23 protein-coding genes are annotated in these 22,285 nt (G+C 67.4%); 15 read left to right on the forward strand and 8 right to left on the reverse strand.

The window, feature by feature from the left end; genetic code table 11:
• The first annotated feature begins 150 nt into the window (after nt 1-150).
• On the forward strand, nt 151-621 hold the full coding sequence (locus tag GGQ97_RS10250; protein WP_168069295.1) for a host attachment family protein: 471 nt from the start codon (nt 151-153) through the stop codon (nt 619-621).
• Nucleotides 622-720: 99 nt separating this feature from the next.
• Entirely contained in the window at nt 721-1,374 is a 654-nt protein-coding gene (locus GGQ97_RS10255) for a hemerythrin domain-containing protein (RefSeq protein WP_168069297.1), read from the forward strand.
• Between the two features lie 60 nt (nt 1,375-1,434).
• Here GGQ97_RS10255 and dnaE read toward each other — a convergent pair whose 3' ends face one another.
• The 5 genes from dnaE to proS all read right to left on the reverse strand — a co-directional run bounded on the left by dnaE (nt 1,435) and on the right by proS (nt 9,397).
• Nucleotides 1,435-4,875: a DNA polymerase III subunit alpha gene (gene dnaE / locus GGQ97_RS10260; protein WP_168069299.1), complete on the reverse strand. Its 3,441-nt coding sequence runs from the start codon at nt 4,873-4,875 to the stop codon at nt 1,435-1,437.
• 79 nt (nt 4,876-4,954) lie between these two features.
• A complete protein-coding gene (locus GGQ97_RS10265; protein WP_168069301.1) occupies nt 4,955-6,118 on the reverse strand; it encodes a lysozyme inhibitor LprI family protein in 1,164 nt (387 codons plus the stop codon).
• A gap of 15 nt (nt 6,119-6,133) precedes the next feature.
• Nucleotides 6,134-6,829: an ABC transporter ATP-binding protein gene (locus GGQ97_RS10270; protein WP_168069303.1), complete on the reverse strand. Its 696-nt coding sequence runs from the start codon at nt 6,827-6,829 to the stop codon at nt 6,134-6,136.
• Nucleotides 6,822-8,078: a lipoprotein-releasing ABC transporter permease subunit gene (locus GGQ97_RS10275; RefSeq protein WP_168069305.1), complete on the reverse strand. Its 1,257-nt coding sequence runs from the start codon at nt 8,076-8,078 to the stop codon at nt 6,822-6,824. The genes GGQ97_RS10270 and GGQ97_RS10275 overlap by 8 nt, the downstream gene beginning before the upstream one ends.
• Nucleotides 8,075-9,397, reverse strand: coding sequence for a proline--tRNA ligase (proS, locus tag GGQ97_RS10280; protein WP_168069307.1), 1,323 nt, complete (start codon nt 9,395-9,397; stop codon nt 8,075-8,077). The genes GGQ97_RS10275 and proS overlap by 4 nt, the downstream gene beginning before the upstream one ends.
• Nucleotides 9,398-9,764: 367 nt before the next feature.
• On the opposite strand from proS, the gene GGQ97_RS10285 reads away from it, so the two are divergent.
• The 10 genes from GGQ97_RS10285 (at nt 9,765) to GGQ97_RS10330 (ending at nt 17,428) form a co-directional block, all read left to right on the forward strand.
• The gene (locus GGQ97_RS10285) at nt 9,765-10,211 is read left to right on the forward strand and encodes an energy transducer TonB (RefSeq protein ID WP_245197936.1); all 447 of its coding nucleotides are present in this window, start codon (nt 9,765-9,767) and stop codon (nt 10,209-10,211) included.
• Between the two features lie 46 nt (nt 10,212-10,257).
• The gene (locus GGQ97_RS10290) at nt 10,258-10,593 is read left to right on the forward strand and encodes a YerC/YecD family TrpR-related protein (RefSeq protein ID WP_168069311.1); all 336 of its coding nucleotides are present in this window, start codon (nt 10,258-10,260) and stop codon (nt 10,591-10,593) included.
• Nucleotides 10,583-11,473: an ATP phosphoribosyltransferase gene (gene hisG, locus GGQ97_RS10295; RefSeq protein WP_168069313.1), complete on the forward strand. Its 891-nt coding sequence runs from the start codon at nt 10,583-10,585 to the stop codon at nt 11,471-11,473. The genes GGQ97_RS10290 and hisG overlap by 11 nt, the downstream gene beginning before the upstream one ends.
• Nucleotides 11,470-12,756 (forward strand): histidinol dehydrogenase, encoded by a 1,287-nt coding sequence (gene hisD / locus GGQ97_RS10300; RefSeq protein WP_168069315.1) that lies wholly within the window; start codon nt 11,470-11,472, stop codon nt 12,754-12,756. The genes hisG and hisD overlap by 4 nt, the downstream gene beginning before the upstream one ends.
• Nucleotides 12,753-14,408: an imidazoleglycerol-phosphate dehydratase HisB gene (gene hisB, locus GGQ97_RS14190; protein WP_209022835.1), complete on the forward strand. Its 1,656-nt coding sequence runs from the start codon at nt 12,753-12,755 to the stop codon at nt 14,406-14,408. Before hisD ends, hisB begins: the two co-directional genes overlap by 4 nt.
• Nucleotides 14,405-14,989 (forward strand): imidazole glycerol phosphate synthase subunit HisH, encoded by a 585-nt coding sequence (gene hisH, locus GGQ97_RS10310; protein ID WP_168069317.1) that lies wholly within the window; start codon nt 14,405-14,407, stop codon nt 14,987-14,989. Before hisB ends, hisH begins: the two co-directional genes overlap by 4 nt.
• Entirely contained in the window at nt 14,986-15,699 is a 714-nt protein-coding gene (locus GGQ97_RS10315; protein ID WP_168069319.1) for a 1-(5-phosphoribosyl)-5-[(5-phosphoribosylamino)methylideneamino]imidazole-4-carboxamide isomerase, read from the forward strand. The genes hisH and GGQ97_RS10315 overlap by 4 nt, the downstream gene beginning before the upstream one ends.
• Nucleotides 15,686-16,453 (forward strand): imidazole glycerol phosphate synthase subunit HisF, encoded by a 768-nt coding sequence (hisF, locus tag GGQ97_RS10320; RefSeq protein WP_168069321.1) that lies wholly within the window; start codon nt 15,686-15,688, stop codon nt 16,451-16,453. The genes GGQ97_RS10315 and hisF overlap by 14 nt, the downstream gene beginning before the upstream one ends.
• The gene (hisIE, locus tag GGQ97_RS10325) at nt 16,450-17,064 is read left to right on the forward strand and encodes a bifunctional phosphoribosyl-AMP cyclohydrolase/phosphoribosyl-ATP diphosphatase HisIE (protein WP_168069323.1); all 615 of its coding nucleotides are present in this window, start codon (nt 16,450-16,452) and stop codon (nt 17,062-17,064) included. The genes hisF and hisIE overlap by 4 nt, the downstream gene beginning before the upstream one ends.
• Before the next feature lie 139 nt (nt 17,065-17,203).
• On the forward strand, nt 17,204-17,428 hold the full coding sequence (locus GGQ97_RS10330; protein ID WP_168069325.1) for a hypothetical protein: 225 nt from the start codon (nt 17,204-17,206) through the stop codon (nt 17,426-17,428).
• On the opposite strand, the gene GGQ97_RS10335 is transcribed toward GGQ97_RS10330, so the two are convergent.
• Entirely contained in the window at nt 17,382-18,155 is a 774-nt protein-coding gene (locus GGQ97_RS10335; RefSeq protein ID WP_168069327.1) for a CDP-alcohol phosphatidyltransferase family protein, read from the reverse strand. The genes GGQ97_RS10330 and GGQ97_RS10335 overlap by 47 nt on opposite strands.
• Nucleotides 18,152-18,889, reverse strand: coding sequence for a phosphatidylserine decarboxylase (locus tag GGQ97_RS10340; protein ID WP_168069329.1), 738 nt, complete (start codon nt 18,887-18,889; stop codon nt 18,152-18,154). The genes GGQ97_RS10335 and GGQ97_RS10340 overlap by 4 nt, the downstream gene beginning before the upstream one ends.
• 88 nt (nt 18,890-18,977) lie before the next feature.
• Here GGQ97_RS10340 and GGQ97_RS10345 point away from each other — a divergent pair, with 88 nt between their 5' ends.
• The 3 genes from GGQ97_RS10345 to GGQ97_RS10355 are packed head-to-tail and all read left to right on the forward strand — an operon-like array spanning nt 18,978 to nt 21,077.
• Nucleotides 18,978-20,195 (forward strand): NADP-dependent isocitrate dehydrogenase, encoded by a 1,218-nt coding sequence (locus GGQ97_RS10345; protein ID WP_168069331.1) that lies wholly within the window; start codon nt 18,978-18,980, stop codon nt 20,193-20,195.
• A 4-nt stretch (nt 20,196-20,199) separates the two neighbouring features.
• On the forward strand, nt 20,200-20,616 hold the full coding sequence (locus GGQ97_RS10350; protein WP_168069333.1) for a secondary thiamine-phosphate synthase enzyme YjbQ: 417 nt from the start codon (nt 20,200-20,202) through the stop codon (nt 20,614-20,616).
• Nucleotides 20,613-21,077, forward strand: coding sequence for a YbaK/EbsC family protein (locus GGQ97_RS10355; RefSeq protein WP_168069335.1), 465 nt, complete (start codon nt 20,613-20,615; stop codon nt 21,075-21,077). The genes GGQ97_RS10350 and GGQ97_RS10355 overlap by 4 nt, the downstream gene beginning before the upstream one ends.
• Here the strand turns inward: GGQ97_RS10355 and GGQ97_RS10360 are convergent.
• Entirely contained in the window at nt 21,074-22,276 is a 1,203-nt protein-coding gene (locus GGQ97_RS10360; RefSeq protein ID WP_168070969.1) for an FAD-dependent oxidoreductase, read from the reverse strand. The genes GGQ97_RS10355 and GGQ97_RS10360 overlap by 4 nt on opposite strands.
• Nucleotides 22,277-22,285: the final 9 nt, after the last annotated feature.

The raw sequence follows: 22,285 nt of genomic DNA on the forward strand, positions 1-22,285 counted from the left end.
CTGGCCGGTCACGGCACGCGCTCCCTGTTTCACCGCCCGCACGTCACGGCTTGCCCCGGAACGAGGCTCGACGCCGTGGTTTGGCACTGATCTCGCAACCCTCCTTGGGCCCGTCCGTTCTCTTCCATACTCACATGGAGGAGCCCTTAAATGCCCATTCCCAATCGTGCGCTGGTTTTGGTGGTCGACGGCCGCAAGATGCTGTTCTTCCGCAATGAAGGCGACACGAACCAGATCGATCTTCGCACCGAGGCGCATGAAGAGCGCGACGATGCCAATCATGACGGCGATCTGAAGACCGATGCGCCCGGCACCTCGCACAGCAGCGTCGGATCGGCTCGATCCAGCATGGAAGAAACCGACTTCAAGCAGCAGGAGGAGGATAATTGGGTCAAGGACGTGGCCGAGAAGCTGCGCCTCCGCGCGCTTCGCGGTGACTTCGACCACCTCTGCATCGTCGCCCCGCCCAAGGCCCTCGGCGTGCTCCGCAAGGAATTGCACAAGGAAGTCGAGAAGCGCGTGGTCTGCACCATCAACAAGGAAATGAGCGGCCGCCCGATCCCCGATATCGAGGCGCTGATCGTCAACCATACCAAGGCGGAAGAGCCCGCCGACGTCTGACTGGCTGGGCGGCCGGTCATGCAAACCACTCGCAACAGGAACGGCCGCCCTCCCCCACCCGTTTCGCGGCCAAGCATTCACCCAATAGGGAGACATCACATGGCCACTCGAAACGAAACCGGCACGCGCACCCGCACGACGTCGGGCACCAAGAAGACCAATCGCTCCAGCAACGACCGCAGCGCGTTCAGCTTCGGCGACAAGGGCACCGGCGCCGCGCCGCTGCTCGGCGCCCTGGCCGCGGGTGCGGCGATCGGAATCGGCGCAAACTGGGTCCGCAAGTTCGTCCAGCAAGCCTCGGAATCGCTGGCGGCCGGCGGCGAATGGGACCAGATCCTCGCGCTCGAGCACAAGGCGACCCTGGCGAAGTTCGACCTCATCCTCGCGACCGAGGACGACGAGACGCTGAAGCGCACCGCACTGATCAAGACGCTGCATTATGCGCTGAACAAGCACGCCCACCAGGAAGAGCAGGTCGTCTATCCGGCGCTGCGCCAGGCCAATGAGACGGTCGATGCCGACCATCTCGAGCATGAGCACGGCTATGTGAAGACCTACCTCTACCGCCTAGAGAACATGGACAAGGGCAGCCCCGAGTTCCTTCCCACCGTGCGCGAGTTCCGCGACCTGATCGAGGAACATGCCCGGATGGAGGAAGAGCAGGTCTATCCGCGCTTCAAGAACTCGCTGAGCGAGGAGCAAAACGCCAAGATCACCAGCCTGATGAACAAGGAAGGCATGAAGATGAGCTGAGGCCAAGCGGCCCTGTCATCGACGAAGAAGCCCCGGCAGCAATGCCGGGGCTTTTTCGTATCAGCCGACGAGGCGCAATTGCTCGGCCGCGGCGAGGGTCACGCCGCCCTCACCGACGAAGCGTTCCAGGCGGGCGCCAAGCTCGGCATCGACCGCAAAGCGCCCCGGCAGGAGCAATTGCGCAGCGCGCCCGTCGCTGATCGGCACGACCAGCCGCACGATCCCGCTGCCGGTGGGCAGGCCCTTCAACTCGGCGACGACCGCCGGGATCGCGGCATCGTCCGGACAGCGCACCGTCAGTTCGACCCGGCTGCGCCTTGCCAGTTCCTCTAGCGGCTGGAACCGCTTGATGGTGACGCGCGGCTGTTCTTCACCGGGACGGCGGTCGAGTTCGACCGTGAGGAGTCCGCACTGGCCCGCCTTGGCAGCGGCCTCCACCGCCGCGGCGGCCTCGTCGTCGAAGACGGTGGCGTCGAACTGGCCGCCGCTATCGCTGAAGCGGGCCATCATGAAGCGGCGTCCCTTCTGCGAAGTACGCCAGCGCGCTTCCTCGACCAGGCCCGCCATGGTCGCCGCACCGCGCCCGTCGGCAGGGATGCTGACCGCGCCGAGCTCGGTCGACTGCCGCACCTTGTGCGCGGCCAGCAGATGCTTGTGATGGTCGACCGGATGGGCCGAGAAATAGAAGCCGAAGCTGTCGCGCTCGGCCGCCATCCGCTCGGCCAGCGTCCAGCGGGCATCGTGCGGAAGGCGGATCGGCACCACTTCCGCAGGTCCGTCGCTCCCGCCGCCGAACAACCCGCCCTGCCCGCTGGTCTTTTCATGGTGCGCGCTGGCGGCGTGCGCAAGGATCGTCTCCGCGCCGGCATGCACCGCGGCGCGGTCGGGATTAAGGCTGTCGAGCGCGCCGGCGGAGGCCAGGCTTTCGAGCTGCCGGCGGTTGAGGATCCTGGGATCGATCCGCGCCGCAAAATCCTCGAGGCTGGCGAAGGGCTTCTTCATCCGCTCGGTGACCAATTCTTCCATCGCCTTCTCGCCGACGCCCTTGAGCGCGCCCAGCGCGTAGCGGACGCCGCCATCCTGCACGTCGAACGCAGCCTCGCTGGCGTTGACGTCGGGCGGCAGCAGGGTCTGGCCCATTCGGCGCAGGTCGTCGACGAACAGGCAGAGCTTGTCGGTCTGGTGGAGGTCGTAGCTCATCGACGCGGCGTAGAATTCGGCCGGGTGATGCGCCTTCAACCAGGCGGTATGATAGGCGACCAGCGCATAGGCGGCGGCGTGGCTCTTGTTGAAGCCGTAGCCGGCGAACTTGTCGATCAAGTCGAACAGCTCGTTGGCCTTGGCCGGCTTGATGTCCTGCCGCCCGCAACCCTCGACGAAGCGGGCCCGCTGGGCGTCCATCTCGGCCTTGATCTTCTTGCCCATCGCCCGGCGCAGCAAGTCGGCTTCGCCCAGGCTGTAGCCGGCCAGCACCTGCGCGGCCTGCATGACCTGTTCCTGGTAGACGAAGATGCCGTAGGTTTCCTTCAGCACGTCTTCCAGCAGGGCGTGGGGATACTGGATCTCCTGCCGCCCGTTCTTGCGGTCGCCGAACAGCGGAATGTTGTCCATCGGGCCCGGTCGATAGAGCGAGACGAGCGCGATGATGTCGCCGAAGTTGGTCGGCCGAACCGCCGCGAGCGTCCGCCGCATCCCGTCGGATTCCAGCTGGAACACGCCCACCGTGTCGCCGCGCTGGAGGAGTTCGTAGACGGCGGGGTCGTCCCACTTGAGGGTCGCGTAATCGACCTCGATCCCGCGCTTGGCGAGCAGTCGCTGGCCTTCCTTCAGCACCGACAGGGTTTTCAGGCCGAGGAAATCGAACTTCACCAGACCCGCGCCTTCGACATATTTCATGTCGAACTGCGTCACCGGCATGTCCGAACGCGGATCGCGGTGCAGCGGCACCAGTTCCTGCAGCGGACGGTCTCCGATGACGACGCCGGCGGCATGGGTCGAGCTGTGGCGCGGCAGGCCTTCCAGCTTCATCGCCAGGTCGAACAGCCGCTTCACCTGCGGCTCGTTCTTCACTTCGGTCGCCAACTCACTGACGCCATTCAGGGAACGCTCCAGCGTCCACGGGTCGGTCGGGTGGTTGGGGACGAGCTTCGCCAGCCGGTCGACATGGCCGTAGCTCATCTGCAGTACGCGCCCGGTGTCCTTCAGCACGGCGCGGGCCTTGAGGCGCCCGAAGGTGATGATCTGCGCCACCTTGTCCCGGCCATATTTGCCCTGGACGTAGCGGATCACCTTGTCGCGGTGGGTTTCGCAGAAGTCGATGTCGAAGTCGGGCATCGACACGCGTTCGGGGTTGAGGAAACGTTCGAACAGCAGGCCGAGCTCGAGCGGGTCGAGGTCGGTGATCAGCAGCGCCCAGGCCACCGCCGAACCAGCGCCCGATCCGCGGCCCGGACCGACCGGGATATCGTTGGCCTTGGCCCAGCCGATGAAGTCGGCGACGATCAGGAAGTAACCCGCGAACCCCATGCGGACGATGACGTCGAGCTCGAAGTCGAGGCGATCGCGGTAGGTCGGCTTCTGCTCGTCCGGATAGTCGGCGATCCGCTTTTCAAGTCCGGCGTGCGCTGCCTTTCGCAGCGCTTCGTCCTCGTCCTCGCCCATGCGGGGCAGGATCGGGCGGCGCTTGGGTGCGGCGACGGCGCAGCGGCGGGCAACGACCAGTGTATTGTCGAGCGCTTCGGGCAGGTCCTGGAACAACGCCGCCATCTCGGCCTCGCCCTTGAGCCAGGCATGCTCGCTCGAACGGGGACGCTCGGCCTCATCGACGTAGGCGCTGTTGGCGATGCACAGCATGGCGTCGTGGGCGGCGTGGAAGTGCGGCTCTGCGTAGAGTGCCGGGTTGGTCGCGACCAGCGGCAGGTCAAGAGCATAGGCGAGGTCGAGCAGAGCACCCTCGGCGGCGTCCTCCGCCGCATCGCCGCGGCGGCTGACTTCGATGTACAGGCGGTCGGGAAACAGGCCGGCGAGCCTTAGGAGCGCGTCGCGGGCCTTGGCCGCCTGGCCGTCGGCGAGCAGGCGGACCACCGCACCCTCTCCGCCCGCGGTCAGCGCGAGCAGGCCGTCGGAATGACCGGCGAGGTCGTCAAGCGTGACGTGCGGCGTCAGGTGATCGGGGCGCTCCATATGCGCCTTGCTGACCAGCCGGCAGAGATTGGCATAGCCGGCCTCGTCCTTGGCCAGCAGCACCAGCCAGTCGACGCTTTCCTTGGCCCCACCCCATTCCGCCGGACGGGCGATCCCAAGGGTCGCCCCAACGATCGGCTGGACCCCGGCGTCCATCGCCGCATCGCTGAAGGCCATGGCGGCGTAGAGGCCGTTGCGATCGGTAAGCGCGACCGCCGGAAAGCCGCGCTTGGCCGCGGTCTTGGCGAGGTCCTTGGGCTCGATCGCCCCTTCGAGCATCGAGAAACAGGACAGGACGCGAAGGGGTACGAAAGCCATGGCCGAGGTCTAAAGATGGGGCCCGCCCATGGGAAGCGGAAGAGCGGGACTTATCCCCAACATCGTCGCACCGAAGGCGCTACTGACCCCGCCAGCGCCCGTCGGCGATATCCCTGATCTCGCTGATGCGGCCGCGATAGGCGTCCGCCACGCAAGCGTCGTTCCGGCAGCGGTCGCGATAGGTGAGGAAGCGGCTGCGGGTCTGCTCCAGCAGCCGCTTGGCCTCGCGGTCCGCGCCGCGATAGGCGGTGCCGTAGAAGCTGGCCATCTGACGGTCGAGCGCGGCCAGTTCGGAGCTGTTGCACACCGCAATCTCGCCGCGGGTGCGGGCGCGCGCGCAGCTGAAGCTGGGGCGCGCAGCGGCGGCAGGTTCGGTCGCCGGTGGCGCGCGGTCAGGCGTGGTGTCCACCGGCTCCGGAGCGGGCGGAGCCGGGTTCACCGGGCCGACCGGCGGCACGACGCCTCCCGGTTCGACCGGCTCGGGCAGGGGCTGGGTGCCGTCGGTGGTCGCAGGCGCCGCGGAGCCGGTACGGGCCAGCGTCGCAAGCGGGACCACGATCCCTTCGGCTCCGTTCAGAGTCACCACGTCACCGCTGCTGTCGGCCGCCGGCTGCAGGTTGTAGCCGAGGCTTGCGGTTAGCGTCCGGCGCCCGCCGACCACTTGCACGCCGGGCGGCAGATCGAGCGCGACATCGGCCGTGCAGCTGACCCGCTCCAGTCCGGCGTCCTGCTCGCGCAGCACGGGCTTGGTCACCCGCAGCGCGGAATAACCGGACAATTGGTCGAACGCGGCCTGATCGGAGCCGCGGGTTACCGCTGCCTGGCGGAACAGTTCGCGCTTGATGAGGTCGTAAGTCGCCGGGGTCGCGCAACGTGCCTCGGGGTCGGCAACCGCGACTTCCTCGTCGGTCCCTTCGCTATTGTTGCCAAGTGCGTCCGAGCCCGGGCCGGAGCGGGTCAGCGACAGGCCGAACAGGATGGCGCCGAGCAGCAGCAGCCCGCCGACGATCAGCATCCAGCGGTTGGGGCCGCCCGGGCGAGGACCACGGCCGCCACCGGCCGACGTCGCCTCACGGCCGCGGTCGAACGGGTCCGGCTCGGCAGAGCGCCGGTCCTGCCGCTGGTCCTGTCGCTGGTCGTAACGCGGATCGGGGCCGGGGCGCTCCTGTCCGTCGCTGAAACGCGGATTGAAACCGCCCGGCGGAGGCGGATTGTTGCGGTCGAAGGGAGGACGCTGAACCATGGCCGGACGAACGCTTCAGTCCGGCTTTGGTCCCAGCGCTTCGAGCCGTCCCTCGTGAAGTCGGATCACGCGGTCCATCTTCAGCGCCAGCCGCTCGTTATGCGTCGCCACCAGCGCCGCGCTGCCTTCTTCCCGGACCAAGCTCAGGAATTCGGCCAGGACGACGTTGGCGGTATGCTCGTCGAGATTGCCGGTGGGCTCGTCGGCAAGGATCAACGGCGGGCGATTGGCCAGCGCGCGGGCGACCGCGACCCGCTGCTGCTCGCCGCCGCTCAGCTTGGCCGGACGGTGGCTGAGCCGGTGGCCGAGGCCGAGCGCGGTGAGCAGCGCGATCGCCCGCTCCTTCGCAGGCTCCGGATCGGTGCCGCGGATCAGCTGCGGCAAGGTGACGTTCTCGATCGCGGTGAAGTCGGGCAGCAGGTGGTGGAACTGGTAGACGAACCCCAGCGCCTCGCGGCGAAGGTCGGTGCGCCCGTCGGTGTCGAGCGCTTCGGCCTGCTTGCCGTTGATACGGATCGACCCTTCGAACCCGCCTTCGAGCAGGCCCACCGCCTGCAGCAGGGTCGACTTGCCCGATCCCGAGGGCCCGAGCAGCGCGACGATCTCGCCCGGCTGCACCGCAAGGTCGACTCCGCGAAGGACCGAGATAGTGACGTCGCCCTGCGTGAAAGAGCGCCGCAATTCGCGCGTTTCGAGGACCGGCTCACTCATAACGAAGCACCTGCACCGGATCGGTGCTCGCCGCCTTCCACGCCGGGTAGAGCGTGGAAAGGAAGCTCAGCACGAAGGCCGTGACGACGATCACGGTGACCTCCACCGGATCGGTCTTGCTCGGCAATTCGCTGAGGAAGCGCACGCTCGGATCCCACAGATTTTGGCCGGTCAGCCACTGGATGGCGTCGACGATCGGCTGGCGGAAGAAGAGGAAGATCGCACCCAGAAGCAGCCCGCCCAGAATGCCGAGCGTGCCGATGGTGGTGCCGACGGTGACGAACACCTTCATCATGCCCTTTCGGCTCGCCCCCATGGTGCGCAGGATCGCGATGTCGCGGGTCTTGGCGCGGACCAGCATGATCAGGCTCGACAGGATGTTGAACACCGCCACCAGGATGATCAGCGAGAGCACGACGAACATCGCCACTCGTTCGACTTCCAGCGCCTCGAAGATCGCCGCGTTCATGCTGCGCCAGTCGACCGCGGCGCCCCTGCCCTGCACCAGCTGGGTCAGCGGGCCCATCTGGTCCTGGATCTTGTCGGGCTCGTCGACCTTGACCTCGACCATGCCGACCGCGTCGCCCAGCATCAGCAGCGTCTGCGCGTCCTCCATGGGCATGATCACGAACGCATTGTCGTAATCGTAGACGCCGACTTCGAAGGTGGCGGCGACGGTGTAGCTGACGATGCGGGGCACGGTCCCGACCGGGGTCGAGCGGCCTTCGGGGCTGATCAGGCTGATCTCGCCGCCCGGATAGGTGCCGAGCTGGGTCGCGAGGCGGGTGCCGATCGCGACGCAATTGCAGCCCGGCGTCAGGTTGGCGAGGCTGCCGCTCTTGACCCCGCCGTTCAGCACCGGATTGGCGCGCATGTCGGACACTCGCATCCCGCGCACCAGCACCCCTTCGACGCGACCGTTGGAGCTTGCCATCAGGGGCTGCTCGATCAGCGGCAGGGCGGAGGTGACGCCAGGCACCTTGCGGGCGTTGTCGGCGATCCCCTGCCACCCTTCCAGCCGGCCGTCATAGCCCTGCAGGATGGCGTGGCCGTTGAGACCGGCGGTCTTCTCGAACAGTTCGGCGCGGAAGCCGTTCATCACGCTCATGACGATAATCAGCGCGGCAACGCCAAGGGCGACCGCGGCAAGGCTGATCATCGACACCAGGAAGATGAAGCGCTCGCCCTCGCCCTTGCCGGGGAGGAGATAGCGCTTGGCAATGATCCGCTCGTAGCGGGAGAGGATCATGCGGTGAGCCTCGCAAGCGCGCTTTCGATGCTGATCTCTTCCTTCTCGCCGGTGCGGCGATCCTTGAGCTCGACGGTCCCGGCCGCCAGCCCGCGCGGGCCCATGATGACCTGTCTGGGAAGCCCCATCAGGTCCATGCCAGCAAGTTTGGCCCCGCCGCGTTCGTCACGATCATCGTAGAGGGTTTCAACCCCGGCCGCGGTCAGCTTGTCGTAGAGGTCGGAAGCCGCCGCCTGGCTCACCGCATCGTCGCCGCGCATGGTGACGAGGCCGACCGCCCACGGTGCCACCGCGTCGGGCCAGACGATGCCATTGTCGTCGTGGCTGGCCTCGATGATCGCACCGACCAAGCGGCTGACGCCGACGCCATAGCTGCCCATGTGCGGAATGACCGGATTGCCATCGGGCCCGGACACCTTGAGGCCCATGCTTTCGCTATACTTGGTGCCAAAGTAGAAGATGTGCCCGACCTCGATCCCGCGCCCGGTGCGACGGGTCGCCTCGGGAAGCTCGGCCCACTTAGCCTCGTCATGGGTTTCGTCGGTCGCAGCGTAGGTGGTGTTGACCCGCTCGAACAGGCCCTTGAGCCCCGCCTCGTCGGCGTAGTTCAGGTCGGCCTGGCTCCAGTCGAACTGGTCATAGGCCGCGTCGTAGAACACCTCGCTCTCACCGGTCGGGGCGAGGACGATGAATTCGTGGCTGAGGTCGCCGCCGATCGGGCCATTCGCCGCCCGCATCGGCACCGCCTGGATGCCCATCCGCTGGAAGGTGCGCAGATAGGCCAGCATCTGCTTGTAATAGCTCAGCCGCGCGCCCGCCTCGTCGAGGTCGAAGCTGTAGGCGTCCTTCATCAGGAATTCGCGCCCGCGCATCACGCCGAAGCGCGGGCGGACCTCATCGCGGAACTTCCACTGGATGTGGTACAGGGTGCGCGGAAGCTGGCGGTAGGAACTGGTATCGGCCGCGAACAGCGAGGTGATCATCTCCTCGTTGGTGGGGCCGTAGAGGATCTCGCGATCGTGACGATCCCGGATCCGCAGCATCTCGGGGCCATAGGCGTCGTAGCGCCCGCTCTGCCGCCACAGGTCGGCCGACTGCAGCGTGGGCATCAGCAATTCGATCGCACCGGCGCGGTCCTGCTCTTCGCGGACGATCTGCTCGATCTTGTTCAGCACCCGCAGGCCCAGGGGCAGCCAGGCGTAGATACCGGCGGCGGTCTGGCGGACCAGGCCGGCACGCAACATCAGCTTGTGGCTGACGATCTGGGCGTCGGCCGGGCTTTCTTTGAGGACGGGCAGAAATGCTTGGGAAAGGCGCATGTCTGGCTCCCTAGAGGGGCCAAGATGAACAGGCAATCGCAGGGGTCTTGTTGCCTCTATGACACAGGGGCTGTGCAATATGGGACACGGGCACAGGTAAGCTGATGACAAGGCGCGGAAAAGGAGGCACCAATCGCCTCGTTCCAAGCCGCGGCGGTTCATCTGCCGCGATAGGTCCAAGGGGGCTGGCGAGCAATCGTCACGCGAAGGCGCCCGGGTTACCGCAAGGTGGCCCGGGCGTTTTGCCGTCTCGGAGGGACCGGTCGACACGCGGCCGTGCCTCTGCTTGTCTGGCACCATGTCTGGGCGCCCCCCATCCGATCCACGCTCTCCGATCCAGGATGGCCGTTCGAGCGGCCTGCTTCCGATGGTCCTGCTCGCGGCCGTGTTCGCTTTGCTGTTCTGGGGCTGGCAGCAGGACTGGACCGACGACGCGCCGGCAGAGCGGGAAGCCCCCGCAATCGAGCCGCCGCGGCGCGTCCCGGTCGATCCGCCCTCGCCGCCCCCGGCAAAGGACCCGCCTGCACAGCGCGCCCAGGCCAACCTCGCTTCCTACTTCACCGAAGACGACTATCCGACCGAGGCGATCCGCAAGGAAGAACAGGGCGCAGTCGCCTTTGTCCTGGCGGTGTCGCCCGAGGGCCGCGTCACCGCCTGCCGGATCGCGACAAGCAGCGGATCGGCGGCTCTGGATGGCGCGACGTGCCGCATCCTTCGCTCCCGCGCGCGTTTCCGTCCTGCCCTGGACGAGAGGGGGCAAAGGGTCCCTGACGAGATGCGTGGACGCATCAAATGGGTCCTTCCGCCCGGTTGACAGCTGCGACCTCGGCCCGTAGCGGACGTTTCAGCGTATTAGCACGATGAAACAAAACAGCCCCTCTCCCGCTCCGAGCCGCGATGGCGCCGCCCTTGTCGAGGACTTGTGCAGCGCCCTCCTCACCCCTGCTTCGGCCGAGGAGATGGCGCGGCTGCTGACCGACCTGTGCACCCCGCAGGAGATCCGCACCCTCGCCGAACGCTGGCACGTCGCCCGCCTGCTCGACGGGTCGGACCTCTCCTACCGCGACATCCACGACGCCACCGGCGTTTCCACCACCACCATCGTTCGCGTCGCGCGCTTCCTGCGCCAGGAACCCCACCGTGGTTACCGCGCCGCGATAGACGCCCTTTCCGAAAGCCGCCCCGATGCTGATTGACGAAGACCGGCTGCACATCGCCATCCAGAAGAACGGCCGGCTCAGCGACATCAGCCGCGACCTGCTCAAGGGTGCCGGCCTGCGCCTCCAGAACGGCCGCAACGCCCTGACCGCGCGGGTCGAGAACTTCGCCGCCGACATCATGTTCGTGCGCGACGACGACATTCCGACCTTCGTCGCCGACGGCGTGTGCGAATTTGGCATCGTCGGCGGCAACGTGCTGGAGGAGTTCCGACTGAGCTCGCGAGAGCCGGCGGTCGAGATCGTCGCCGAGCTTGGCACCGCGCGCTGCTCGCTCAAGCTTGCAGCACCCGAGGCCACTGCCTGGACCGGTCCGCAGGGCCTGGCCGGGCAGCGCATCGCCACTTCCTATCCCCGGATCGTCGAGCGGTGGCTGGCCGAACAGGGCGTCGAGGCGAGCGTGGTCAAGATGAACGGCGCCGTGGAGCTTGCGCCCCGGCTCAAGATCGCGCCCTACATCTGCGACCTCGTCTCGACCGGAGCGACGCTGGAGGCCAACGGCCTCCGCGCGGTTGCGGACGTGTTCGACAGCGAAGCGGTGCTGATCCGCACCACCCGCCCCGTCCCGGCCCAGCGCCACGCCCTTGGCGAAGCCTTGCTCAGCCGGATCCAGGGCGTGCTCGAAACCAAGGATGCCAAATACATCCTGCTCAATGCCTCGTCGGAATCGCTGCCCGCGATCACCCGCATCCTGCCAGGCGCAGACGCCCCAACGATCATTCCGCTCCACGGCCGCCCGGGCCACTTCGCGGTCCATGCCGTCGCCCGCGAATCGGTATTCTGGGAAACGCTGGAGCAACTCAAGGGTGCGGGCGCCTCGGCGATCCTGGTCCTTCCGATCGAGAAGATGATGCTGTGACTCCGCTCGTCTGGTCCGATATTGCCGCCGCCGAGCAGGCCGCGGCCCTTGCCCGCCCGCCCGCCCGCCGCTCGCCCGCGCTGGTCGCCGGCGTCGCCGCAATCCTCGAGGAGGTTCGCAGCGATGGCTGGGACGCGCTTTGCCGCATCGCCGAACGGATCGACGGCAAGGCGCCCGAAGCGGTCGCCGTGGCGCCGCTAGCCGCCGCCGCCCGGTCCTCGCTGCCGGCGGAAAGCGTCGCGGCGATGGAGCTCGCCGCCCGCAACATCCGCAGCTTCCACGAGGCGAGCCGCCCGTCGGACACCCGGGTCGAAACCATGCCCGGCCTCACCGTCGAAAAGGCCTGGCGGCCGCTCGACCGTGTCGGCCTGTACGTTCCGGGCGGCGCCACTCCGCTCTTTTCCTCCTTGCTGATGCAGGCCCTCCCGGCGCGTGCCGCGGGGGTCGATGAGATCGTGGTGGTCACTCCGCCGAGCCCCGCCGGCCTCGACCCCGCCATCGCGCTTGCTGCCGAACTGTGCGGCATCGACACCGTCTGGACGGTCGGTGGCGCGCAGGCGATCGCGGCGCTTGCCTTTGGCGCTGGTGACATCCCGGCCTGTCCCAAGATCTGCGGGCCCGGCAACGCCTGGGTAGCGGAAGCCAAGGTGCAGGTCGGCGCCATGGCCGGAGGACCGGCGATCGACATGCCGGCAGGCCCGTCGGAGCTGATGGTCATCGCCGACGCCACCGCGTCACCCGCGACGGTCGCCGCTGACCTGCTCAGCCAGGCCGAGCATGATTCCTCGGCCCAGGTGCTGCTGGTGACCGACAGCCCAGCCATCGCCGCGAAGGTGATCGACGAAGTGGAGCGGCAGGTCGCCGACCTTCCCCGCGTCGATCTCGCCCGCCGTTCGCTCGATCACGGGCGGGTGATCGTCGCCGATAATCTCGCGACCGCGGCGGCCATCGCCAATGCCTACGCGCCCGAACACCTCTGCCTTGCGGTCGCGGATCCCGAGCCTTTGGTCCGCGCCATCTCCAACGCCGGGGCGATCTTCGCCGGTCATGCCGCCGCCGAAAGCTTCGGCGACTATCTGGCGGGCTCCAGCCATGTTCTTCCCACCGACGGCGCGGCGCGCGCGTGGAGCGGGATCACCGTGCACAGCTTCATGAAGGCGATCAGCATCCAGCGTGTTTCTCCCGAAGCCGGCCGCGCGCTGGCCGCACCGGCTGCCGCCCTGGCCCGCCTCGAAGCGCTGGAAGCCCATGCCCGCGCCGCCGAAGCGAGGGCAGCGGCATGACGCTCGCCCGCCGCCTCGCCCGCCCCGAGATCCTCGCGCTCGAACCGTTCGACCTCGGCAACCGCGAGGCCGATCCCGACGCGATCAAGCTCGACGCCAACGAAAGCCCGTTCGGGCCGCTGTCGGGCGGGTCGATCGCGGCCGGGGTCAATCGCTATCCGGAACCCCGGCCCCAGCGCCTGCGTGCCGCCATGGCGTCACTCTATGGCGTGGCCCCTGCGCAGTTCCTCGTCACCCGCGGCGGCGACGACGCCATCGACCTCCTCTGCCGCACATTCCTGCGCGGACCCGGGGACAGCATCGCGGTGACCAGTCCAAGCTTCTCCGCTTACGCCCATTTCGCGCGGCTGCAGGGGGCGCAGGTTCTCGACATCCCGCTCGCCGTAACCGACTTCTCCCTCGACGCGGCGCGGGTCATCCGCGAGCTGAAGGGCGATCCGTCCGCCAAGCTCCTGTGCCTCTGCACACCCAACAACCCGACCGGGACGGCAGTCGACCCGGCAACGGTGCTGGAGATCGTGGACGCGCTGCCGGACGTGATGGTGCTCGCCGACGAGGCCTATCTGGAATTCGGCGACGCTCCGAGCCTGGCGAGCGAGGCCATCGTCCGGCCCAACCTGCTGGTGCTGAAGACCCTGTCCAAGGCCTTCGCCCTCGCCGGGGCGCGGGTCGGCGGGCTGGTCGGCCCGCCCGAGACGCTAGACATCATTGCCCGCGCGCTTCCGCCCTACCCGCTCCCCACGCTGTCGATCGCCGCCGCGCTGGAAGCCCTGCAACCGGCGCGACGTGCGGTGCACCGTGAGCGGATCGCGCAATTGCTGACAGAACGCGACCGAATCGCGCCGCTGATCGCCACCTCGCCGTTCGTGCGCAAGGTGTATCCCAGCGCCGGCAATTACCTGTTCCTCGAGACCGGCGAGACCGAACAGCTGGCGGCCCGCCTCGCCGCCGACGGCGTGCGCGTGCGCTACCGGCCACAAGCGGCGCCGGGTGGCATCCGGCTGACGATTGGCACCCGGCAAGAGAATGACGCGGCCCTTGCCGCCTTCGGTGTATACGTGCCGCAAGCGACCATCCGCACCGCGGAGATCGCGCGCGACACCAAGGAGACGCGGATCGCGCTCGCCATTGATCTCGACCGCCCCGAACCGCGCCGAATCGACACAGGCATTCCCTATTACGATCACATGCTTGACCAGGTCGCAGCGCATGGCGGCTTCAGTCTGGTGCTGAACTGCCGGGGCGATCTCGAGATCGACCCCCACCACAGCATCGAGGACGTCGCGATCGCGCTTGGAAGCGGACTGAAGTCGGCGCTCGGTGACAAGCGGGGGATCGGCCGCTTCGGCTTTGCCCTGCCGATGGACGAAACCGAGGCGCAGGTCCTGATCGACCTGTCGGGGCGGCCCTTTTCCCGCTTCGAAGGGACGTTCCAGGCGAGCCACATCGGTGACTACCCTACCGAGATGACGCCGCACGTCTTCCGCAGCCTCGCCGACAGCCTCGGCGCCGCCATCCACGTCAAGGTCATTGGCGAGAACGACCATCACAAGGTTGAGGCCAGCTTCAAGGCCTTTGGCAGGGCCCTGCGCCAAGCACTTGCAATAGAAGGTAAAAGGGACGTCCTGCCTAGCACCAAGGGGATGTTGTGACCACCGTCACCCTGGTCGACCTCGGCTACGGCAACCTTGCGTCCATCGAGACCTCGCTCCGCCGGCTTGGTGCCGACGTCCGGCGCGCGAGCAGCCCGGAAGGGATAGGGGACGCCGAGCGCTTGCTTCTTCCCGGCGTCGGGGCCGCCCGCTTCGCGATGGAGCGGATCGTCCAACTCCGTCTCGCCGATGCCTTGCGCGATTTCGCGCGCCCGGCCCTCGGCATCTGCCTTGGCATGCACCTGCTGTTCGAGCGCAGCGAGGAAGGCGACGTTGACACGCTTGGGCTGCTGTCCGGCACCGTGCGCAAGCTTGCCCCCGCCCCGGGGATCAGCGTCCCGCACATGGGCTGGAGCAAGCTTCAGGTTTCTTCGCAGAGCATCGGCCTAACCACTGGCGATTACGTCTATTTCGCGCACAGCTACGCGGGCGCCGACGGACCTGCGACCATTGCCAGTGCCGACCACGGCGGACCGATCCCGGCAGTGGTCCACTCGCGCAACTGGACTGGCGCGCAATTCCATCCCGAGCGCTCCGGTCCGGTCGGCACTCGCTTCCTTTCCGTGTGGCTTTCGACATGATCCTGTATCCCGCCATGGACCTCATCGCCGGGCGCATTGTGCGCCTGCGGCAGGGGCGCTTCGACGACGTCACCTTCTACGAACCGGCGCCGCACGACGCGCTTCGCAACTTCGCCGAGGCCGGGGCCCAATGGGCGCATGTCGTCGACCTCGATGGAGCCAGGGCCGGTGCCCCGGCGCAGCATGCACTGCTCAAGAAGCTTGCCGCGACCACCCCGCTGCGCCTTCAGGTTGCGGGCGGGGTCCGCACGGTCGATCACGTCGCCGCCTTGCTGGAGGCGGGCGCGGCGCGGGTCGTGGTCGGGAGCCTCGCGGTACGCGATCCCCAGGCCACCACCGAGCTGCTCGAGCGCTTCGGGCCCGACCGGATCACCCTCAGCCTCGACGTGCGGGTCGATGGCGAGCCGATGGTCGCGACCCACGGCTGGCAGCAGGACAGCGGCCAGACCCTGTGGGACGTCGCCGCGCTTTATCCCGCGGCGCGCCACCTGCTGCTGACCGACATCGGCCGCGACGGAATGCTGGAAGGTCCCAATCAGGCCTTGCTTGCGCAAGCGGTCGAGCGCCTCCCCCACCTCGCCATCCAGGCCAGCGGCGGGGTGACCTCGCTCGACGACATTGCGAGGCTGACCACCGACGGCGCCATCCTTGGGCGCGCGATGTGGGAAGGCCGTCTCGACCTCGCGGAGGCGCTTCGTGCCTGCAGCTAGGATCATTCCCTGCCTCGACGTCGCCAACGGCCGCGTCGTGAAAGGCGTCCGCTTCCGGGATCACCGCGACATCGGCGACATCGTCGAGCATGCCCTGCGCTATTCGGCGGAAGGCGCGGACGAGCTTGTCTTCTACGAGATCAAGGCCAGCGCGGAAGGCCGAAGCGTCGACCTCGGCTGGGTGCGCGACGTCGCCGACGTCATCGACATTCCCTTCTGCGTGGCGGGCGGGATCCGCGATCGCGCCACCGCCGCGGCGGTGCTCGAAGCCGGTGCCGACAAGGTGTCGGTCAATTCTCCCGCGCTGGAAACACCGACGCTGATCAGCGACCTTGCCGCCGACTTCGGAAGCCAGTGCGTCGTGGTCGGGATCGACAGCCTGCGCGGCGAGGATGGAGTGTATCGGGTGAAGCAATATACGGGCGACCCCTCGGCCACCCGCGACAGCGGGCGACTGGCTGTCGACTGGGCACGGGAAGCCGTCGACCGCGGCGCGGGAGAGATCGTGCTCAACGCCATGGCGCAGGACGGCGTCCGCGATGGCTATGACCTCGCCCATGCCCGTGACGTGATGGCTGCCGTTACCGTGCCGCTGATCGTCAGCGGCGGCGCGGGCAAGGCGGAGCATTTCCGCGACGCCTTTGCCGCCGGTGCCAGCGGCGCGCTGGCGGCGACGGTGTTCCACGATCGATTGATCGCCATTCCCGAGCTCAAGGCCTGGCTTTCCGGGCAAGGCGTGGAGGTTCGGCGATGACCCTCGATCCCGCCACCCTCGCCTGGGACAAGATGGACGGGCTGCTCCCAGCCATCGTCCAGGATGCCGAGACCGACCAGGTGTTGATGCTCGGGTACATGGACCGCGCGGCGCTCGATGCGACGCTGGCCGATGATCTCGTCACCTTCTTCAGCCGGTCGAAGCAACGTCTGTGGCGCAAGGGAGAAACCAGCGGCAATGTGCTGCGGGTCGTTTCGGTAGAGGCCGATTGCGACACGGACGCGCTGCTGGTGCGGGCGCGACCCGCCGGACCGACCTGCCACCTTGGTACCACCAGTTGCTTTGGCGACGAGGGCGCGGCGGGCGTGGGCTGGCTCGGCACCCTCGAGCGCATCGTGGCGGAGCGGGCGAGTGCGTCGCCCGACCACAGCTACACCGCGCGACTGCTCGCCGACGGTCCGGCCAAGGCCGCGCAGAAGGTTGGCGAGGAAGGGGTCGAAGTCGCCCTCGCCGCTGTCAGTCGCGATCAGGCCGGACTGACCGAGGAAGCCGCGGATCTCCTGTTCCACCTGCTCGTGACCTTGCGTTCACGCGACGTTTCGCTGGCCGCCGTCGTCGACGTTCTCCGGCAACGACACCTAAGCCAATGAGAACGGGAGAAGAACAAATCCGTTGACAGGGAGCGAACGAAGAGAGAACATTGGCTCAGAAGCAAGGTTTCTTGATTGATTTCGGAACGAAATGAATCGGTCGCCGTTGCGATACCCAAGAACAAGGGAAGAACGTGCCATGCTGGTTCTCACCATCCTCGCTTTCACTGCCATTCTCGCTCTCGGCCTGTTCACCATCGGTGAAACGCTCGCCGGCAATCGCGGCAAGATCGCCGCGGCGCTGGGCGGTCATTCGCTGCTTGCGGAACCGACGATGACGACCCGGCCGGTGACGGTGCGCGTGGTGTCGCGCCGGGTCAGCCAGCCGGTGACGGCGCGGCCTCAGCTGCGCGCCGCCGCTTGACCCGCCCATAGCTCAGCAGGCTGAACGGAACGCTCGCCAGGTAGGCGAACGATACCAGTAGCAGGGTGATCCACGGCTCGTTGATCAACGCCGCCGCGAGCAGTGCCACCCCTGCCAGCCCGACGATGCGCCAGCTGCGGCGGATCCGGATCGAGGTCCAGCTGAAGGTCGGGATGGCCGAGATCATCAACACCGCGATGAACAGGGTCCACGGCATCACCAGCTGCCAGTCGCGGAACAGGTCGTTGCCGGTGATCAGCCACAGGTAGACCGGCGCAAAGGCGAGGCCCGCCCCGACCGGCGCCGGCACGCCGGTGTTGAAGCCCGCCGACTTGTGCGGCTGCACGTCGGCATCGATCCGCGCATTGAAGCGGGCCAGGCGAAGCGCGCAGCTGACCGCCAGCGCAAGCGCCACCGTCCATCCGAACTTGGGCGCACTGTCGAGCGAGAACTGGAACAGGATCAGGGCCGGCGCGGTGCCGAACCCGATATTGTCGCACAGCGAATCGAGTTCGGCGCCGAACTTGCTGTTCGCCTTGAGCATCCGCGCGATGTTGCCATCCAGGCCGTCGAGGACGCCTGCGACGACGATCGCGATCATCGCCTTTTCCCAATCCTGGTTGAAGGCGTAGCGGATGGCGGTCAGGCCGGCGCACAGCGCCAGCACCGTCACTGCGTTGGGAATGAAGGCGCGAAGCGGCAGCCCGCGGCCTTCGGCAGCACTCACTGGCTGGTCCCGTTAAGCAGGGGATCGGAGCCAAGCTCGGCGATGATCGTCTCGCCAGCAATCGCCCGCTGGCCCAGCAGCAGTCGCGAGCCCGTACCGGCCGGGAGGTAGACGTCGACCCGGCTCCCGAAGCGGATCAGGCCGACGCGCTCGCCCGTGCTCAGGCGCTGCCCTTCCTTGACGAAGCTCATGATCCGGCGTGCGACCAGGCCCGCGATCTGGGTGAAGCCGATCTTCACGCCGCCATCGCCCTCGACCACGAAATGCTGCCGCTCATTGTCCTCGCTCGCCTTGTCGAGGTCGGCGTTGAGGAACTTGCCGGGGACATAGGCGATGCGGCGGACGACGCCCGCGATGGGCGTGCGATTGATGTGGACGTCGAACACACTCATGAACACCGACACCCGGGTGAACTCACCCTCTCCCAGCTCGGCGCGAAGCTCGGGCGGGGCGGGTACGCGGGTGATCATGGTGACCAGCCCGTCGGCGGGGGACACGATCAGCTTGGGGTCCGAGGGGGTGGTCCGAACCGGATCGCGGAAGAAGGCCGCGACCCAGACGGTCACGCCGACCATCAGCCAGCCGAGGAACTCGGTGAACACGCCGTCCAGGACGAGAAGGAAGAATGCGATCGCGCCGGCGATGACGGCGAACTTGCGCCCTTCCGGGTGGACCGAGGGGAAGCGCCATTTGACCGCGGTCAGCTGGCTGTCGGGATTGTCGATATGCGCCATACGTCCTCCTCTAACGAGCCCACGCCCGCGTTGCCAGAGCGACGCTCCGCCGCTACCTGCGCCGGGCAATCTTTCAGCAGGCAGACACATGACCAAGATCAAGGTGAAGAACCCGGTCGTCGAAATCGACGGCGACGAGATGACCCGCATCATCTGGCAGTGGATCCGCGACCGGCTGATCACGCCTTACCTCGACATCGACCTCAAATATTACGACCTGTCGGTCGAGAATCGCGATGCCACCGACGACCAGATCACGGTCGATGCCGCCAACGCGATCAAGCAGCATGGCGTTGGCGTGAAGTGCGCCACCATCACCCCCGACGAGCAGCGGGTCGAGGAGTTCGGCCTGAAGAAGATGTGGAAGAGCCCCAACGGGACGATCCGCAACATCCTCGGCGGCGTCGTCTTCCGCGAGCCGATCGTGATCGCCAACGTGCCGCGCCTCATCCCCGGCTGGACCGATCCCATCGTGGTCGGCCGCCATGCGTTCGGCGACCAGTATAAGGCGACCGACTTCCGCGTTCCCGGCGCCGGCAAGCTGACGATGCGCTTCGAAGGCGTCGACGGCGAGGTGATCGAGCACGAAGTGTTCGAGTTCGAAAGCTCCGGCGTTGCCATGGGCATGTACAATGTCGACGCGAGCATCCGCGACTTCGCCCGCGCCTGTCTGAACTACGGCCTGCAGCGCAAGTGGCCGGTCTACCTCAGCACCAAGAACACCATCCTCAAGGCCTACGACGGTCGCTTCAAAGATATCTTCCAGGAGATTTACGAGAGCGATTTCAAGGCGAAGTTCGAGGAAGCCGGCATCGAATATCAGCATCGCCTGATCGATGACATGGTCGCCTCGGCGCTCAAGTGGAGCGGCAAGTTCGTCTGGGCCTGCAAGAATTACGACGGCGACGTCCAGTCGGACCAGGTGGCGCAGGGCTTCGGCAGCCTTGGCCTGATGACCAGCGTGCTGATGACCCCCGACGGCCAGACCGTCGAAGCGGAAGCCGCCCACGGCACCGTCACCCGCCACTACCGCATGCACCAGCAGGGCAAGGCGACCTCGACCAACCCGATCGCCAGCATCTTCGCCTGGACCGGCGGCCTCAAGTTCCGTGGCCGGATCGACGAGACCCCCGAGGTCGTGGAGTTCGCCGAAACGCTGGAGCGTGTCTGCGTCGAAACCGTCGAAAGCGGCAAGATGACCAAGGATCTCGCCATCCTGGTTGGCCCGGACCAGCCGTGGATGACCACCGAGCAGTTCTTCGAGGCCGTGGTCCAGAACCTCGAAAAGGAAATGGCGACCGCCTGAGCCGATGCGTCAGGCGTCCGGCACCCTCATCGTCACCGCGCCGTGTCAGGGCCTGCACCTGATCACGGACGCGGTGGCGGCGTGGGTTGCCGACCGGGGCATGGACGAGGGGCTGCTGACCCTGATGATCCGGCACACGTCGGCGTCGCTCCTGATCCAGGAGAATGCGGCGCCGGCGGCGCGCCGGGACCTCGAGCGCTGGCTGGCAAGGATCGCGCCCGAATCGCCAGACTATGAGCATGACGACGAAGGCCCCGACGACATGCCCGCGCACCTCCGCTCGGCGCTGACCGCGACCACTCTTTCGATCCCCGTACTGGGCGGACGAATGCGGCTCGGAACGTGGCAGGGCATCTACCTGTGCGAACATCGCCGCCGGCCCGCCCCGCGCGAGATCGCCGCGCATCTGGTCGGAACATGAGCCTCGAAAGCGTCAAGGCCTGGCGCGACCTCCACGCGCCCGACCTGCGCCTGATTGAGGCGCATGGCAGCACGGCAACCGTGGCCGATGCCGCCGCCACCCTCGGTGTCGAGCCAGGCCGGATCGCCAAGACCATCGCCTTGCGGGTCGGTGACCGGATCCTGCTGCTGGTCACCCGCGGCGATGCGCGGCTCGACAATCTGAAGTGCAAGGCGGCGTTCGGCGGCCGCATTCGCATGCTGGACGCCGATGCGACCCTCGCCGCGACGGGTCATGTCGTCGGCGGTGTCTGCCCGTTCGGCCTGGCGACGCCGCTCCCGGTCTATGCCGACGTCAGCCTGCGCGCCTTCGATACCGTTTTCCCTGCGGCGGGGAGCCGCAACGCCTCGCTGGAGATCGGGCCGGAGCGGCTTGCAGAAGTGACCCACGCGGCGTGGATCGATTGCTGCACCCTGCCCTAGCCGACGATCGCCCGCGGGCTCTCGACCTTCTCGCGCCGTATCCCGAGCCCGATCAACCGTCCGGGGATCCTCCGCAGGAAAGGTGCCTTGTCGAGCAGCCGGATCAGCCAGGGTGCCCGGTCCAATGGCGGCCCGGGTTCAAGCAGGCGGCCGATGATCCGGTCCTGCGCATTCTTCTGCGCCGATTGCACCAGCCGGGTCGGCAGCCGCCGCCGCTCCTCGACCTTGTGCAGCAGGGTATCCACCTCCACGCCGGCCGCCAGCGGACCAGCCAGCGCATTGGCGGCAGCGACCGCGTCCTGGATCGCGAGATTGATCCCGACCCCACCAATCGGGCTCATCGCATGCGCCGCATCGCCGATCGCCAGCAGGCCGGGACGGTGCCAGCAGGTCAGCCGGTCGAGCGACACGCTGAGCAGCTTGAGGTCGTCGATCGAATGGAGGTCGGACAGGTCGAGTTCGGGTGCGGCGGCGGCGAACGCGGCCCGGATCGGCTCGATCCCTCCGCCGGTCAATTCTGCCGCCTTGCCCTTGGGGATGAGGAACGCGCACTGCCAATAATCGCCGCGGTCGATCATCACCAGCAACCGGCCACGCTCGACCGAGCCGCGGAGCGCGCTTCCGGGGGTGGCCTTGCCGACCCGGAACCAGAAGACGTCCATCGGGGCGCCAAGGGTCTCGAGCGGAAGCATGGCGCGCTGGCGGACCAGCGAGGCGCGGCCGTCGGCGGCGATGACCAGCCTTGCACGTCGCTCCGTCCCGTCGGCCAAGCGGACCCCGGCCACCCGCCCGTCCTCCTCGATGAAGTCGCTCACCGGCTCTGCCATCTCGAGGTCGAAGCCCGGAAAGGCCGCTGCCTTGTCGCGCAGGAAATCGAGGAAATCCCACTGCGGCATCATCGCGATGAATGGCGCGGGCGTGGCGAGATGCGACAGGTCGCCGATCGTCCACTCGCGGCCTGCGACGCGAAGCTCCGCGTGGTCGATCCGGTTGTGCGGCCGCGCCAGGAAATCGTCGAGCCAGCCCAGCTGGTCGAGGATCTCCATCGTTGAAGGGTGTACCGTATCCCCGCGGAAATCGCGAAAGAAGTCGGCATGCTTCTCGAGCACCGTGACCCGGCAGCCTGCACGGGCGAACAACAGGCCCGCCATCACCCCGGCGGGTCCGCCGCCCACTACGATCAGGTCGCGCACGTCCATCGCCACCTC

The organism is Sphingomonas kaistensis (genome assembly GCF_011927725.1).
Classification (GTDB): Bacteria; Pseudomonadota; Alphaproteobacteria; order Sphingomonadales; family Sphingomonadaceae; genus Sphingomicrobium; species Sphingomicrobium kaistense.